The organism is candidate division WOR-3 bacterium (assembly GCA_039804165.1).
In the GTDB taxonomy this organism is placed as follows: Bacteria; Hydrothermota; UBA3072; order UBA3072; family UBA3072; genus JAFGHJ01.
The window spans coordinates 1-15,716 of record JBDRZZ010000032.1 but is presented as its reverse complement, the minus strand read 5'-3'; the positions used below and the strand labels follow the sequence as shown (position 1 = coordinate 15,716).

The following is a 15,716-nucleotide window of genomic DNA, read 5'->3' as shown; positions in this document are numbered from 1 at the left end:
GAGCCTTTGATGCGATCAGAGTAATTGAATGGTTGATAGGCAAGGGTTTTTACTTTGTCCTCCGTTTAAGGGAGCAGAGGCATTTATATATTGATGGAGAAAAAGTGGGATATGAAGGATGGCGGAGGATTCCTTTATTGAGGGAAGTTATCGTTGATAAAATCACGAGGAAAAATAGGATAAAGAAGGAACATTATTCAGCTGGAATAAAAGAGGTTTACCTTCCATATTCGGAATATCGAAAAGAGAAATTATGGTTGCTTGTAATAAAGAAAAAACGAGTGGAAGGGAAAGAGAATGGGTTCAGTTATTTTCTTGGTTGAGTCCCGGAAGAAACGACACCAGAAGAAGTATTTAGAGAAATGTTGAGAGCGTATGGAGCGAGATGGGAAATAGAGGAATTTCACTGTCAAATGAAGCAAGATTTTAGAATAGAATTTGAGGAGTTAAACTATTGGTTTACTTAAATCATTTCGGAGGAGTATGATTGAAATTCAAAGAGAAAACGAAATTTATAAGCCTCTTTTGCCGAAATGGAAGTGCCTCTATGAAAAAGGGGCGTCAGTAAAGGAGAACGATTCTCACAAATCCTCAATAAATTTTCTAATACTTGACATAAATATTCAAAGCTTTAAAATTACTTAAATAATGAAAGTAGCTTCTGTTTTCGAAATAAGAAAATTAGACCAAGCGGCTAGCGAAAAATATGGCATTTTAGAAATGCTTTTAATGGAAAATGCTGGTAATGCAGTTTTTTATGTCATTGAAAAAGAATTTGAAACTGAGAAAAATAAATTTTTAATCCTTGCAGGGGGTGGAAATAATGGTGGCGATGGAATGGTTGTGGCAAGAAAACTCTTTTCAAATGGAGCAAGCCTGCAATTTTTCCTTCTTGCAGAAGAAGAAAAACTAAAAGGAATCACAAAGGAGAATTTTGAGATCTTAAAGAAGATTGGGGTTCCACTTAAAATAAAACCAAATATAAGAGAGATAAAAAAAGCTATAGAGAAAAGTGATATTATTATTGATGCAATACTTGGAATTGGCGTTTCAGGAGAAGTAAGTGGAATTTATAAAGAGGTAATTGAACTTATAAATAAATCTGGTAAAAAAATCATAAGTGTGGATATCCCTTCAGGAATAAACGGAGACACAGGAGAAATTATGGGAGTTGCTGTAAAAAGTGATATTACAGTGACTTTCGGATTACCAAAAGTAGGAATTTTTAACTTTCCTGGGTATGAACACTGGAAAAGACTTTTTGTCTCGCATATTTCTTTTCCACCACAACTTTATAATGATAGATCTATTAAAACCGAAATAAACTACCCTCCTCCTCTTAAGGGAAGAGAAAAAGACACCCATAAAGGTAGTTTTGGGAAATGCCTTTTTGTTGCAGGTTCAAAAAAATATCTCGGAGCACCTTATTTTTCTGCAATCTCTTTTTTAAAAGCAGGTGGAGGACTTTCTTATCTTGCAACTCCTTCCTCTATTTCATCTTTTATTGGAAGAAGAGGAAAAGAACTTGTTATTTTACCACAAAAAGAGACAGAGCGTGGCTCAATCTCTACGAGTAATTTAAAAGAATTGATTGAGTTTTCTAAGAATGTTGATTTAGTTGTTATTGGACCTGGTCTTTCTCTTGTGGAAGAAACTCAAGAGTTGGTCCGAAGCTTAATTTTGGAAATAAAAAAGCCAATTTTGGTTGATGGAGATGGATTAACAGCTTTAAAAGACAACCTCCGTCTCCTTAAAAAGAGGAAAGAACCCACAGTTTTGACTCCGCATCCTGGAGAATTTGTTAGGTTATTTGGGGGAGAAACGGAAGAGGTAAAGAGGAACAGAATAAAAATAGTAAGAGAAAAAGCTTCTGAGTATGGCTGCTTTATCGTTTTTAAAGGAGCGAATTCTTTGATTGGATGCCCAAATGGAGAAGTTTTCATAAATCTTACCGGAAATCCCGGAATGGCAACAGCAGGCTCTGGTGATGTTTTAACAGGAATAATTCCTGCAATGTTAAAAGCGGTTGCTTCTCCTAAAAAAATGGATTCCATAAAAGATTCTCTCAAATTGGGTGTTTTTCTTCATGGTCTTGCAGGAGACATTGCAAGTGAGGAAAAAGGGGAAGAAGGAATAACAGCCACTGATATTTTAAATTCGATACCTTTAGCCATAAAAGAATACAAAAGAAAAGGAAACAAAATAATCAAAAATATAGAAATAATATAAATAAAATCAGAAAGAAATGAAAGCTTGGGTTCTTGAAAAGCAAGAAAAGATAGAGGAAAAACCATTATGCCAAAGAGAAATTTCTATTCCTTCTCCCCAAAAAAATGAAATAAGAATAAGAATTAAGGCAACAGGAATTTGCAGAACAGATTTACATATAATAGAAGGAGACTTACCTCTTCACAAAAAACCAGTAATTCCAGGACACCAAATTGTTGGAATTGTTGAAGAACTTGGGGAAGACATAACTTCTTTCAAGATAGGAGATAAAGTTGGAGTGGCTTGGCTTTATAGAGCTTGTGGTGAATGCGAATTTTGCAGGAAAGGAATAGAAAATCTATGCGAAAAAGCAAAATTTACGGGTTGGGATGTAGATGGAGGTTTTACAGAAGCAATAGTTATTAATGAAAATTTCGCTTTTCACCTTGGAGAAAAACACTCTTTTGCTGAACAAGTTCCTTTTATGTGCGCAGGGATAACAGGATATAGAGGTTACCGTCTTGCAGAGATAAAAAAAGGAGAGAAATTGGGGCTATTTGGTTTTGGCCCCACAGCTTTTTATGTGCTTCAAATTGCAAACTCAGAAGATATTGAATGTTTCGTAGTAACAAGAAGCAAACGTAATCAGGAGTTTGCTAAAAAATTAAAAGCAAGCTGGGTTGGAAGCTACGAAGATAAACTCCCCATTGAACTTGATGCCGCAATTCTCTATCCACCTAATGGAGAACTTGTTTCCTACGTTTTGTCTATGCTTAAGCCTGGAGGAAGATTAATCTTATCTCCAATTTATATGTCAAAAATAGAAATTAAAGATTATCCCAATCTCCTTTGGCGAGAAAAAAGTATTAAGTCTATTGCAAATATAACTCGTAAAGACGGAATAGAATTTTTAAAGATTGCAGATGAGCTTAACCTAAACTCAAGGATTGAGTTGTATGGTTTCAACGAAATACCAAAAGCTCTTTTAAAACTTAAAAGAGGGGAAGTAGAGGGCACGCCTGTTGTCTCTTTTGAATAAATCATATATTGCCATTTTCAAATTATTTGTTATTATAAAATAAAAAGGAGGTAAATAAAAATGGAGGCAAAAGTATCGGATGAAAAGCCTCCCCAAAGAGAAAATGGACAGAAAGTCAAATTACTTGGGCCTGTTTCTAATTTAGAAGAATATGTCCACTCAGATTGGTGGAGGTTAATTTTTAACTCAATTTATCTAAAAACAGACGGTGATATTGTAGAAAATCTCGCTAACACAAAAAAAGAAGTTGATCTTTGTATAGAAATTTTAAAACTCTCTCCCGAAGATAAAATCTTAGACTTATGCTGTGGACAAGGACGGCACTCTCTGGAATTAGCAAGAAGAGGTTTTAATTTTGTAGAAGGAATAGACCGCTCACATTACTTAATCCAAAAAGCTAAAACACAAGCAAAAAAAGAACTCTTGAATGTTAGATTTAGAGAAGGGGATGCAAGAAAATTACCCTATCCTCCTGATAGTTTTGATATTGTCCTTTTATTAGGAAATAGTTTTGGTTATTTTGAAACAGTTCAAGATGACTTAAGAGTTCTTAAGGAAATTCTAAGAGTTTTAAAACCTTGGGGTAAACTTTTAATAGATGTTGCAGATGGAGAATATCTTAGGAAACACTTTAATCCAAGAAATTGGGAATGGATAGATAAAAAACATTTCGTTTGTAGAGAGCGCTCCCTTTCTCTGGATAAACAACGGCTAATTTCAAGAGAGGTTGTTACTCATATAGAAAAAGGTGTTATTGCGGATCAATTTTACGCAGAAAGGCTTTATTCTAAGAAGAGTTTAAACGAACTTCTTGAATTAGCAAACTTCAGAAACATTGTATTTCAAGAGAGCCTTAATTCAACTTCTACCCGAAATCAAGATCTTGGTATGATGGAAAAGCGAATTATTTTAACAGCGATAGCGAAAAAAGAATGGACACCAGTAAGAAAAAAGGAAGCTATTAAAAATGTTGTTGTGATCTTAGGAGATCCACGTAAAGCTGACCCCTTAAAACCTTTCTGCATTTTTGATGATGATGACTTCTATACTATTGACGAGCTGAAATCTGCCTTAAGAGAGCTTAAGGAATATCAGTTTACCTATTTAGACAATCATGATACTTTAATCTTTGATTTATTAAAGCTTAAAGAGAAAAATACCTTCGTTTTTAATTTATGTGATGAAGGTTATGACAACGAACCAAGAAAAGAACTTCATATTCCAGCTCTTTTAGAAATCTTAGAAATCCCTTATACTGGTGCCGGACCTCAATGCCTTGCCCACTGTTATGATAAATCCCTCATTCGAGGAATTGCAAAAGAAATGGGGATACCTGTTCCAGAAGCATTTTTTGTTAAACCCGAGGATACAACTTTTGAACTACCCTTTGAATTCCCTTTTCTTGTCAAACCCAATTTTGGGGATTCAAGTTTTGGAATAACTCAAAGGAGTGTGGTTAATAACTTTGAGGAACTCGCAAACGCAATCTCAGAGATAAGAGAAAAATTCGGTTATGATAAACCCATCCTTGTAGAAGAGTTTCTTTCTGGAAAAGACTTAAGTGTAGGAATCATAGGGAATCCTCCGGATTCCTATATGGTCCTACCAATAATAGAGGAGGATTATTCTTCTCTTCCTAAAGAGCTCCCTAAAATTTGTGGTTATGAAGCAAAGTGGTTACCTCACTCTCCATATTGGAATATAAAATCTATAAAAGCCAATCTTCCTAAAGAGATGGAACAATCTATAATAGAATGGTGTCTTAGGTTGTTCGAAAGACTTGAATGCAGAGATTATGCCCGCTTTGATTGGAGGCTTGATGAAAAAGAAAATCCAAAACTCTTAGAAGTTAATCCTAATCCTGGTTGGTGTTGGGATGGACATCTTGCAAAGATGGCAAAAATAGCTGGGCTTTCTTATTCTGAGATGCTTAGAAGAATTCTTCAAGCTGCTGAAGAACGATTAAGAGGCCAAAACCAGAAGAAGAAAACAAGTTAATTTTTACTTGATTTTTAAAGAAAAAGAAATATATTTTATATAAATAGGAGGTCAGGATGATGGAAATAAAAAAAATAAGAAACCGTGTTAAAAAGATTGGTCTTGCAATGTTATTCCCTTTATTTGGATTTCTCTCTTTGGTTTGGGTAATTATAAGAGTGGGGACAAAACCAAGTAGACTTCGTTACCCTTGTATGAAGGTTGCTATCCCAACAGCAGGGACTTTCATGGTATACTTAGCAAGTCTTTTCGCTTCCATTTTTTCTATTAAAAAAGCAAAGGAAAAATTAAGAAATTCAAAATATCTTGTTGGATGGGTTCTTATCTTTCTGGGGATAATAAGTGGAACGGTAGCTGTTCTTCATACAAATAAGTCTGCCTTTGCTCAAGGACCTTCTTACGAGGTGAGTCAGCTCGAGCCACCGAATCAACCTATGGGAGAGGCAAAAGGGATTTTCCCTGGAAGAGTTGTGTGGGTTTTTGATCGAAATGCAACGAATGAGAATTGCAATCCAGGAGCCACAGGTGATGGATGGTTTCTCCCAAAGAATAATAACCAAGATGTTATAGATGCAATGTTAGATACAGCTGTAAAAGTGCTTGTAGGGGAAAATAATGTTAAAGATGCTTGGGATAAAATCTTTCGATATAATAATTCTCAAAGAGGGAAAGGGGAAGTTGGTTATCAGGAAGGTGAGATAATATTTATAAAAATCAATAGAACCAGCTCTTATCAGATTGGGCCTAACTTTGAACCAATTGGGAGTAGTTATGGTGTATCCGAAACATCTCCTCAATTGGTTTTATCTCTTTTAAGGCATCTTGTATATGAAGTGGGAGTCCCCCAGCAGTATATCTATATCGGTGACCCGATGAAGCATCTTTACAATCATGATTATGACCTATGGCACAGTGAATTTCCAAATATTCACTACCTTGACCATGATAGAAATTATGGGGGAAGAGAGGTGGTTCAGAAAGGATCCTCTATAATCCATTATTCTGATAGTGGAGCAGTCCTCCGAGAGGGGTCTTTCCAAAATGCTGATTCCGGAGGTCCAATCTATATAGATACCTTTTATACAATCTTTGAGAATTGTGATTACTTGATAAATGTTCCAACTTTAAAAGGGCATAGAAGGGCAGGGGTCACTCTTTTTGCTAAAAATCATTTCGGTTCCCATGTCCGGTCTAATGCTGTTCATCTCCATATGGGGCTTGTTGCCCCAGATGAGCCTGGGAAACATCCAGAAAATGAAAGACACGAATATGGTCTATATAGGGTTTTGGTTGATTTAATGGGTTATGAGTTATTTAGAGAAAAAAATTTGATATTTTTAATGGACGCCCTCTGGTCAGCAGGGCATGAACTTGATAAACCTACCAAATGGAAAATTCAACCTTTCAATAATGACTGGAGCTCATCAATATTCATATCACAAGACAATGTTGCAATTGAATCCGTGGGTTATGATTTCTTGAGAGCCGAGTATACTCAGGCAAATCATCCCGGTCTTACCTATGTTCAGATGGAAGGAGTTGATGATTACCTCCACCAAGCTGCGGATTCAGCAAATTGGCCAGACAGTCTTATCTACGATCCTGAAGGAGATGGGACCCCAATGCCATGGAGTCTTGGAGTCCATGAACATTGGAATAACGCAACTAATAAACAGTATTCAAGAAATCTTGGAACTGGTAATGGGATTGAACTTGTCCAAATTCTTGGAGTTACGCAAGGTGTTGAAGAAGAAAAGATCTTGGCTGGAAGACCAATTTTATATCAAAACTACCCTAATCCTTTCAATAGCTCTACCACAATTAGATATGAAATCCCGAAAACTTCTAGAGTCCAGCTTTCTATCTACAACCTCTTAGGAGAAGAAGTGGCGACTCTTATAAAAGAGAAAGAAAAAACAGCGGGCTCTCATTTTTGTAGCTGGGATGGAATACAAAATAATGGAAAGGAAGCTCCAAGCGGATTCTATATTTATAAGCTGAAAGTAATGAGAGACGGTGAATCTTTTGAAGAGTCTAAAAAAATGTTACTTATTAAATAATGTTTTTATCTCTTTCTTATAAAAAGAGCAAGAGAAAGGAGAAAAAAACCGGGTAAGAAAAATTGCCAGGGGAATTGGTTAATAGAAGAAGGGAAAGCCACTTTCTCAATATTATCTTTCAAAATTAAAGATTTATAAAGAAAGGAAATTAAAATTAAGACTCCTCCAAAAATTCCGAGAAGAAGGTTAATTTTCATCTTCCTTTTCTTCTTAAATAAATTATATAAACCTCCCAAGATAAAAACCAAAGACACAAGAATGGGACAGATAATAGGTGCAATCCACAAAGAAGGGATCAAAAATAAAAGGTCGAAAGAGAAAATAGAACTTGGCCACCTAATCATCAAAAATAGAAAAATATAATAAAATATATCCCAGACTCCAAAAGTAAAAATCCAGAGATAAAAAATTTCCTCTTTTTCCCTTGAAGAAAGATAACTTACTAAAGTAATAATGAGAAGGGTTGATAATTCTCGGAGGATTTCAAAGACGAAAATTTCAGGATCCATCATTTTTAGAGGAAAAAGGATTTTAGGATCTTCATAATAAAGATATCTAAGATATGTGACAACATCTGCTTCTAAATAACCAAAAACAACTGCAAAAAGGGAAAGCCCTATTATTCTCTTCTTCATCTGTTTAGCACTCTCATAGCTTTGGTTGAGTCAATCCACCCACCTTCTCCTTCCTGAAATTGCACTAACCACCACCCATTTTCTTCCCTAATAAGATTCCCCTCCTCCGTCTCTTCCACTCTCATAAGCTCTTTAAATTGTTCACCAGGTCCACTATAAGCTATTGTGGTTTCTGTTATTACAAGCCAGTTAGATTTAACTCTCCCATACCAACTAGAAAAACCTAAAAGAGAAAAAACAAAAAAAAATCCAGTGATAAAAAGAAAAGGATAGGTTGGAAAATTTATTAATTTCACTCTTTGAAGAAGACATATTGAAAGAACTCCCACAAGTAGATTAAAAGAAAGAGCAAGAAGATACGAAAAAGTTCTTAGAGATATTCTATCAATCAAACCCCTAAAAAAAGAAAAGAATGGATTCGGAGTCTCTTCCCTTTTTGCAATTAAATAAATATTATGTTTTATATTTTTATTCCCTGGAGAAAGAAACCATCCTCTCCTATAATATAGAAGACTTTCCCCAAACTCTCCCATTCTGTAATAGCAATTCCCTATATTCAAATATAATTCAGGATTCACAATTCCTTTCTCAAGATACTTTTTATATTCCTGAAGAGCCTCTTCATATTCTCCATTTCTGTAATATTCCTCTGCGGTTTTTTGAACTTCCCCTAAGAAAAAGAGAAATAAACTAATATAAAGCATTAATCACCTCTTTTAAAGTTTTTAAATCCCTACTAATCTCATCCTCTTTAGGTTTAAAAGAAGTAAAACGAACCATTTCGCTTTTCTCAAGAATTCCAAGGAGAGAAGCCACAACCTCTTCAGTAACATCTTTACTCCGTAGCTCTTTAGCAATTTCTTCTTTTTTCATTCCAAATACATCTATATTAAATTTTAATTTTAGAAATTTAAGAAGAACCCTGGAGAGTTCTTCATAGAAAGCTCTCATCTCTCCTTTTGCTTTTTCTCTTTCTAATTTTATAAACCCCTTTTTTAATTCTTTAGGGATTGCCTTCACCCTTGCATAACTACGATCACCTTCTATTTTCTTTTTCTCCCAAACATAGTAGGAAGTCAATAGAAGAACTATAAAAGAAGGTAAAAAATATAGGAAAAGATAAGGAGGAATTAAATAAACTTTTTTCATTGGAACAGGTAAAACATAAGAAATATCCTCACTAATTTTACTTGTTACAATTTCTTTTTCGCTTTCTCCTACAGATTTCACTTGAATTCTCCAAGGACCAATTGTTTTTCTTATAAAAGTTTCAGTTTTTGAATCAAAATAAGCCCACTTTATCTCTGGAATTTCAACCAGACCAGAAACCTTAGGAGTAAGAAGATAAGTAAATACTCTCTCCCCTTTTAAAGTTCCTCCTGAAATGCTTGAATTTACTTTTGATTCTGGAGGATATACGTCGAATTTTCTTGAAGAGGGAATTTCTGGTGGAGATAAAAGATTTATATTCCCTTCCCCTTTTATTATTATCTTAAAAGAAAAAGGAGCATCAACCTTCACTTCTCCTGTATCAAGTTCTGCTGAAAAACTGAATTTGCCAACGGCATCAATAAATTCAGAAGGACGATCAGAAGGAAAAGATTTTATCTTTATCGTTTTTGGTTCTGAAGAAATTATTCTCCTTTCATCAAAGAATGAGAAAAAGTCTCCTCTAACATAAACCTCCATAGATGCCGGATTGATTTGAATGTCTTTTTCTCCGAGAGGAAAAATAAGATCTCTTTTAATTAAAGCTCTTGAATACCCAACCCCACCAATAGAAGTTCTGGAGAATTCCAATCTTGTTGGAGTCTGAAGATTTTCTACCCAAGCATTTTCATAACTTGGGGAATTAATTAGCTGAATATTAGTAAGGTTTACCCTCGTATAAAGATAATGATTGACTATTAAAGGCTCTCCAGGATAAACAGAACCTTTTGAGACCTCGCAATCTAAAAAGACATCTTCATAACCTGAAATAGATGGAGAAATTTTTCTCTCTGGTTGAGAAGGGGTAACCCTTTGAGGTTTTTGAGGTTGAGGAGTCCCCTTTTTAACATTTATTTTTATTGGCTCTGTAGAGTATTTTTCTCCTTTATATGTTAAAGTGAAAGGAGGTATAGTATATTCTCCTTCAGAACTAGCAATCATCTGGTAATCAAACCTTAAGGTTGTAGATTTTGAAATTTTTCCATTTATAAAATTAATTTGAGTGGATTGAGATCTTGATGAGCCAAGAATATCAATTCCAGAAACCGAAGGAGGTCTTGGGGCACCAACTCCCTCAAGGTCCTCTCCTTCAATATAAACACTAACAGTAAAAGGCTCCCCAACAAACACAATAGTTTTATCAATAGAAGCTGTAAAAGTAAGGCAAATAAGAAGTAAAATCACCATTTCCCTGCATCCTCCTCTCTCCTTCCCATCTTTAAAGCTTTCTTCATTGTTTCTTTTTGCTCATTTTTCAAAGCTTCATTCATTTTATATTGAGGAATAGGTTGTAGCTCCCTTTTCTGTTCTTGTTTTTCCTTTTTTTCTTCTTTCTCCTTACTTTTTCCTTTTTCCTCTTTCTTCATCATCTTAGCTATCTCAAGATTCCTTTTTGCCCTAATGTCTTTTGGATTCAACAAAAGAGCATTCTTATAAGCAGATATAGCATCATCATATTGCTTAGCTTCCATAAACACATTCCCAAGATTATAGAAGCTTTTTTCTCTTAGGTCTTTATCCTTAGAGGTTACTAGCCTTGCAAATTCATCTCCAGCTTCTCTAAATCTTTTTAATTCAAAAGCACAATCTGCAAAATTGAATTTTATCTTTTCATTCTTAGGATTAAGAATAGAAGCCTTTTTATAAAGTTTATAAGCTTCTTCATATTTCTCTCTCTTATAAAGCTTATTAGCTTTATTCACTAAAGGAGATATATTTAAGGCAATCAAAAAATAAAAAAGCATATCACTCCCTCCCAGTTTTTATAAAATTAGCGAGTAAGAGAGATAAAAGAGAAGGGATTAGAAAGAAAATGAACTTTTCTTCATAAGTTTCAACCTTTTCTGAAGAAAACTTCCCTCTCTCAAGGTCTCTAAAAAGTCTTGTTAAAAGGCCAAGTTCAACTCCTTCTCCTTCCAAAAATTCTCCTCCTCCAGCATTTGCAATAAGTTTAAGCAAATCTTGGTTTACAATAGATATATGGATTTTACCATTATCATCCTTAAGATATTCTATAAATTTACCTGTTGAATCATATTTTGGGATTGGAGCTCCTTCTTTTGTCCCAGCTGATATTGTAAACACCTTTATTCCTCTTTTTCTTGCTTCCAAAGCATCTACTCTTGGATCCCCTCTTGTATTTTCTCCATCTGTAACTACTATAATAATTTTAGACCCACTAATTTTTTCTGGGAAAAGTTCAATAGCCTTCCTTATACCACCTCCAATATCTGTTCCTTCTGTTGGGATAAGAGAAGGCTCAACGAGATCCACAAAAAGTCTAAAGGTTTCAACATCTGTAGTTAAAGGACACAATTTATACGCTTCTCCTGAAAAAGCAACAAGACCAAAACGACTTCCAGGAAGCTGAGTAATTGAAGTTTTTATCGCCTCCTTTGCCTTATTTAAACGACCTCCTTTTACATCCTGAGCGAGCATACTAGAGGAAGCATCTAACACAAAGATAATATTATATCCCTCCATCCGAGAAATGTATAATTTTTTTCCCCATCTTGGCCTTGCTGCCGAAAGAACGAGAAATGCAAAAGAAACAATTAATAGAATTTCCCTCCATAAAGAATTCTTTAGGTCTTCTTTCCATATAACTTGTCTCAACTCTTTTGTTAAGACTAAGGCGTTAATCAATTTTTTATTTCTCCTTTTCCTATATAAAAGGAGCATCATAAATAAAGGTAATAGCCATAGTAAATTCAAATATATTGGTGAAGCCCAATTCATGGAACCCTCCCAATAATAAAAGGTTCTAAAAAAAGAATAATAAAAAGAAAGATTGCAGGGACTAAAGCAAAGCTAAGCTTCTCTTTATATTTTGTAAATCGTTCAACTTTAAAAGTTGTTTTTTCCATCTTATCAATTGTATTATATATTTCTTTAAGAGCCTCTTTAGAGGTTGCTCGAAAATACTTACCACCTGTCTCATCAGAAATTTTTGTTAGAAGCTCCTCATTAATTTCAAGATTAACATTAACATATCTTGTAATTCCAAAAGCATCTAAAACAGGATATGGAACTTCCCCCCTTTCCCCAATCCCAATTGAATAAATTTTTATTCCTTTCGCAAGAGCATCTTTCGCTGCAGTTTCTGGATCAATATTACCCGCATTATTTATTCCATCTGTAAGAAGAACCATCACTTTACTTTCACCTTTTGAATTAGAAAGAAGAAAACTCCCATAAGTGATCCCCATCCCTATCGCTGTTCCATCAGGGAGAAGATCAAATCTAAGAGAATTTATCTGCTCTTTTACCAAATCATGATCAAGGGTTAGAGGAGACTGAATCAAAGCTTCTCTTGCATAAACAACGAGCCCTATTCTATCTCCCTCCCTTCCGTCCACAAACTCCATTGCAAGATTTTTTGCTACTTCTAAACGATTTGGAGTAAAATCCACAGCCCTCATAGAACCTGAGATATCCAGAACAAGCACAATATCAATTCCTTCTTTCTGAACAATTTCCGTTTCATATCCTCTTTCTGGTCTGGCAAGACCAATAAAAATAAAACCAATAATACCCAAGATTAAATAATCCCTTAACCTAATAAAAACCTCACCTAAAGGTTTAACTCCTAAAGAAGAAGTGTCAGAATATAGAATAGAAGCCTCTTTTATCCTCTTCTTTAAAAAATAAATTAAAGGCAATAAACCAAGACCAAACAAATAAAATGGATTATGAAAATGAATCATTTCTCTCCTCTTCCTTTTCTATCTCTAAAATTGCAGTTTTTACTAAGAGAACATCATTCTCGAATTCTTGAGGAGTAGATTTCTCATCAGCAAATTTTATTAAATCCCATTCAGGAAATTCCTTTATTAGAGGAAAAAATGGAGTATATCCGCCCTTTTTTATTAAGGGTATTAGTTCAGAAGTTGTTGCTTCTACAGCAGGAATATTTAACTTTCTTTCCATATATCTTCTTGAAATATAAGATAGGGAAGTATAAAGTTTATTCCAATCCCAATCATTTACCTTTCCCATAAGAAATTCCAAGTTTTTTAAGGCTTCTTCTTTTGGTGATATTTCTTCTTTTTCAATAAGACCTTCTTCCTTTTTCTTAAGTTTCACAAAGAAATAAAAACCTAAACCAAAAGGAATAATGAGAAGCCAAAGTAAATAAAGCCAGTTGAAAAACCCATAAGGCCCCCATATTGGTGATAAATTCTTATTTTCAGTAAGCACTGATTTCACAAAATAAGAGAGTTTTAAAGTATCTTCATTAATCTTCAACTTCAAATCTTGCGAGCCTGTTGAGAAAGAGACAATTTTACCTATTGCTAAAGTATCATTTATTTTTTTTATGGGATTAAGAACTAAAATATCTGGGAAGGAATCTGGAAGAATAATCGAAATAGAATCTGGGAGCCTTCCTCTTATTTTAAGAGTCAAAGAATCTCCAACCGTGGAAGAATCAGGTTTTATCTCCATAGATAAAGCATAAAACAATAAAAGAAAAATCATGGTAATCTCATTTGGAAAAATTGGTGAATAGCTCCTACGTAGTCTTCACCTGTTCCTATCTCTAATCGATCAAGACCATTTATATTGAATAAACGATAAAGCTCCTCATCCCTTGCTTTTCTTATTTCCTTAAACTTCTCAGAGAGTTCTTTTCCGTCGAACATAAATTCCTTTCCCGTTTCTCCATCACGAAGGATAACCCTTCCTTTTATTTTAAAATCAAACTCAAGAGGATCTCGAACTATAACAGGAATGAAATCAAATTTCTTAGCCATTAGAGAAAGAGGCAATCTAATATGCTCAACATTGAATTTTTCTCCTATAAAGTCGGATATAAATAAAACAATAGAACCATGACGTAGAACGCCCTGAGAAAATTCCATTGCAGGGACAGGATCGGTTTTAAGACTAGTGGGGGAAAAAAGCAAGATATCGCGAATCAAATGGAGAGTATGCATACTTCCTTTGCCCGGGGGAAGATAATGTTCAACTTTATCTGAAAATAGAAGGAGTCCAACTTTATCATTATTTCTCTCAGCAGAGAAAGCAAAAAGAGCAGCTATTCTTGCTATAAGATCTTTTTTCTTTTCTTTCTTTGTCCCAAATTCTTCAGATCCGCTACAGTCTGTAATTATGAAAATAGTTAATTCTCTTTCCTCTATAAATCTCTTCACAAAAGGATGATTCATCCTTGCGGTAACATTCCAATCGATAGTCCTTATATCGTCTCCCGGGAAATATTCCCTAACCTCATGGAATTCCATCCCCTTACCCTTAAAAGAGCTTTTATATTCACCACTAAAAAGGGTGTTAACTACCTTCTTGGACTCTATTTCAATTACTCTGACTTCCTTAAGAATCTTTTTGATTCTCTCTTCCATAAAATTTATGGTATTTCAACAGCTTCCAGAATTTCTCTTATTATATCTTCTCCTTTTATTCCCTCAGCCTCAGCTTCATAGGATAATATTATTCTATGACGAAGAATATCATAAACCACAGCTTTAACGTCTTCAGGTATCACAAAACCCCTCCTTTGTAAAAAAGCGTGGGCTCTTGCTGCCTCATAGAGATAAATTGAAGCTCTCGGAGAAGCTCCATATCTAATATAAACTTCAAGATCCTTAACTCCGTATTCAGAAGGATTCCTTGTTGCAAAAACTATATTCACAATATAGTCCTTTATCTTTTCATCCACATGTATTTTATAAATGAACTCCCTAAGAGCATTTAAATCTTTCAAGTCCATTACAGGCTTTGTTATAGGTAGTTTTTCTTGTGTTTGTTGATCAACTATTTTCTTTTCTTCTTCTTTATTGGGATAAGTAATTATGAGTTTCTGTTTAAATCTATCTACTTGAGCCTCGGGAAGAGGATATGTTCCTTCTTGTTCAATTGGGTTCTGAGTAGCAAGAACCATAAACGGATCTGGAAGTGAATAAGTTTCATCTCCAATTGTTACCTGCCTTTCTTGCATTGCTTCAAGCAAAGCACTTTGAACCTTTGGAGGAGCTCTATTTATCTCATCAGCAAGAATAAAATTTGCAAATAAAGGACCCTTTTTCGGAGTAAATTCTCCTGTTTTCTGGTTATATATCTGAGTTCCTGTTATATCAGCTGGTAAAAGATCTGGGGTAAATTGGATTCTCTTAAAACTTGCGTTAACCGCTGTTGCAAGGGTTTTAACTATATAAGTTTTAGCAAGACCCGGCACACCTTCTATTAGAATGTGCCCTCTTGTTAGAAGCCCAATTATAGTTTTCTCTATTATTTCTCTTTGCCCAATAATAGATTTACCAATCTCTGCAAGTAAGGTCTCAATTACAGCACTTTTCTCTTTTGCTTCAGCATTAAGGCTTTGCAAATCTATACTCATTTTACCTCCTTTTGGCAAAACTATCTATTTTAGGGAGCAGAATAAAAAAATTAATCCTTAATAGAGAATTGTCAACCCCTTGTCTTAACTGACAACCCCCCATTTTTTCATAGAGACACCTCCATTTCGGGAAAGAGGCTTATAAATTTTGTTTTCTCATTGGATTCCAACCGTACTCCTCGTCTGAACTGGATTTGAGTGAACCAATAGTT

The 15,716-nt window shown here is 34.6% G+C and carries 14 protein-coding genes; 5 read left to right on the top strand and 9 right to left on the bottom strand.

Translation table 11 applies throughout. The annotated features are described in order from the left end of the window. From ABIN61_08545 to ABIN61_08525, 5 genes are all read left to right on the top strand, one after another. The coding region (locus ABIN61_08545) for a hypothetical protein (protein ID MEO0294249.1) at window positions 1–323 on the top strand (323 nt) is incomplete at its 5' end. A 325-nt stretch (window positions 324–648) separates the two neighbouring features. Next, entirely contained in the window at window positions 649–2,229 is a 1,581-nt protein-coding gene (locus ABIN61_08540; GenBank protein ID MEO0294248.1) for an NAD(P)H-hydrate dehydratase, read from the top strand. Window positions 2,230–2,245: 16 nt separating this feature from the next. Next, a complete protein-coding gene (locus ABIN61_08535) occupies window positions 2,246–3,247 on the top strand; it encodes a zinc-dependent alcohol dehydrogenase family protein (GenBank protein ID MEO0294247.1) in 1,002 nt (333 codons plus the stop codon). 60 nt (window positions 3,248–3,307) lie between these two features. Then, window positions 3,308–5,245, top strand: coding sequence for a methyltransferase domain-containing protein (locus ABIN61_08530; protein MEO0294246.1), 1,938 nt, complete (start codon window positions 3,308–3,310; stop codon window positions 5,243–5,245). A 56-nt stretch (window positions 5,246–5,301) separates the two neighbouring features. Beyond that, entirely contained in the window at window positions 5,302–7,305 is a 2,004-nt protein-coding gene (locus tag ABIN61_08525; GenBank protein MEO0294245.1) for a DUF362 domain-containing protein, read from the top strand. A gap of 5 nt (window positions 7,306–7,310) precedes the next feature. Here ABIN61_08525 and ABIN61_08520 read toward each other — a convergent pair whose 3' ends face one another. From ABIN61_08520 to ABIN61_08480, 9 genes are read right to left on the bottom strand one after another with little or no spacing between them, the layout of a single operon-like run. After that, window positions 7,311–7,940: a hypothetical protein gene (locus ABIN61_08520; GenBank protein ID MEO0294244.1), complete on the bottom strand. Its 630-nt coding sequence runs from the start codon at window positions 7,938–7,940 to the stop codon at window positions 7,311–7,313. After that, window positions 7,937–8,644, bottom strand: coding sequence for a tetratricopeptide repeat protein (locus ABIN61_08515; GenBank protein MEO0294243.1), 708 nt, complete (start codon window positions 8,642–8,644; stop codon window positions 7,937–7,939). The genes ABIN61_08520 and ABIN61_08515 overlap by 4 nt, the downstream gene beginning before the upstream one ends. After that, window positions 8,631–10,337: a BatD family protein gene (locus tag ABIN61_08510; protein ID MEO0294242.1), complete on the bottom strand. Its 1,707-nt coding sequence runs from the start codon at window positions 10,335–10,337 to the stop codon at window positions 8,631–8,633. The genes ABIN61_08515 and ABIN61_08510 overlap by 14 nt, the downstream gene beginning before the upstream one ends. Continuing rightward, entirely contained in the window at window positions 10,331–10,894 is a 564-nt protein-coding gene (locus ABIN61_08505) for a tetratricopeptide repeat protein (protein ID MEO0294241.1), read from the bottom strand. Before ABIN61_08505 ends, ABIN61_08510 begins: the two co-directional genes overlap by 7 nt. Window position 10,895: 1 nt before the next feature. Continuing rightward, entirely contained in the window at window positions 10,896–11,888 is a 993-nt protein-coding gene (locus tag ABIN61_08500) for a VWA domain-containing protein (protein ID MEO0294240.1), read from the bottom strand. After that, window positions 11,885–12,856, bottom strand: a complete 972-nt coding sequence (locus tag ABIN61_08495; GenBank protein ID MEO0294239.1) for a VWA domain-containing protein — start codon at window positions 12,854–12,856, stop codon at window positions 11,885–11,887. Before ABIN61_08495 ends, ABIN61_08500 begins: the two co-directional genes overlap by 4 nt. Next, the gene (locus ABIN61_08490) at window positions 12,840–13,628 is read right to left on the bottom strand and encodes a hypothetical protein (protein MEO0294238.1); all 789 of its coding nucleotides are present in this window, start codon (window positions 13,626–13,628) and stop codon (window positions 12,840–12,842) included. The genes ABIN61_08495 and ABIN61_08490 overlap by 17 nt, the downstream gene beginning before the upstream one ends. Beyond that, window positions 13,625–14,509 carry a DUF58 domain-containing protein gene (locus ABIN61_08485; GenBank protein MEO0294237.1) on the bottom strand — a complete coding sequence of 295 codons (885 nt, stop codon included), beginning with the start codon at window positions 14,507–14,509 and terminating at the stop codon, window positions 13,625–13,627. Before ABIN61_08485 ends, ABIN61_08490 begins: the two co-directional genes overlap by 4 nt. A gap of 5 nt (window positions 14,510–14,514) precedes the next feature. Then, on the bottom strand, window positions 14,515–15,504 hold the full coding sequence (locus tag ABIN61_08480) for a MoxR family ATPase (GenBank protein ID MEO0294236.1): 990 nt from the start codon (window positions 15,502–15,504) through the stop codon (window positions 14,515–14,517). Between the last annotated feature and the right edge of the window lie 212 nt (window positions 15,505–15,716).

Bases quoted from the DNA above. Each gene is read 5' to 3' on its own strand.
- ABIN61_08510 (MEO0294242.1), bottom strand. From the start codon at position 10,337: ATGGTGATTTTACTTCTTATTTGCCTTACTTTTACAGCTTCTATTGAT.
- ABIN61_08525 (MEO0294245.1), top strand. From the start codon at position 5,302: ATGATGGAAATAAAAAAAATAAGAAACCGTGTTAAAAAGATTGGTCTT.
- ABIN61_08535 (MEO0294247.1), top strand. From the start codon at position 2,246: ATGAAAGCTTGGGTTCTTGAAAAGCAAGAAAAGATAGAGGAAAAACCA.
- ABIN61_08485 (MEO0294237.1), bottom strand. From the start codon at position 14,509: ATGGAAGAGAGAATCAAAAAGATTCTTAAGGAAGTCAGAGTAATTGAA.
- ABIN61_08505 (MEO0294241.1), bottom strand. From the start codon at position 10,894: ATGCTTTTTTATTTTTTGATTGCCTTAAATATATCTCCTTTAGTGAAT.
- ABIN61_08500 (MEO0294240.1), bottom strand. From the start codon at position 11,888: ATGAATTGGGCTTCACCAATATATTTGAATTTACTATGGCTATTACCT.
- ABIN61_08520 (MEO0294244.1), bottom strand. From the start codon at position 7,940: ATGAAGAAGAGAATAATAGGGCTTTCCCTTTTTGCAGTTGTTTTTGGT.
- ABIN61_08490 (MEO0294238.1), bottom strand. From the start codon at position 13,628: ATGATTTTTCTTTTATTGTTTTATGCTTTATCTATGGAGATAAAACCT.
- ABIN61_08495 (MEO0294239.1), bottom strand. From the start codon at position 12,856: ATGATTCATTTTCATAATCCATTTTATTTGTTTGGTCTTGGTTTATTG.
- ABIN61_08480 (MEO0294236.1), bottom strand. From the start codon at position 15,504: ATGAGTATAGATTTGCAAAGCCTTAATGCTGAAGCAAAAGAGAAAAGT.
- ABIN61_08515 (MEO0294243.1), bottom strand. From the start codon at position 8,644: ATGCTTTATATTAGTTTATTTCTCTTTTTCTTAGGGGAAGTTCAAAAA.
- ABIN61_08530 (MEO0294246.1), top strand. From the start codon at position 3,308: ATGGAGGCAAAAGTATCGGATGAAAAGCCTCCCCAAAGAGAAAATGGA.
- ABIN61_08540 (MEO0294248.1), top strand. From the start codon at position 649: ATGAAAGTAGCTTCTGTTTTCGAAATAAGAAAATTAGACCAAGCGGCT.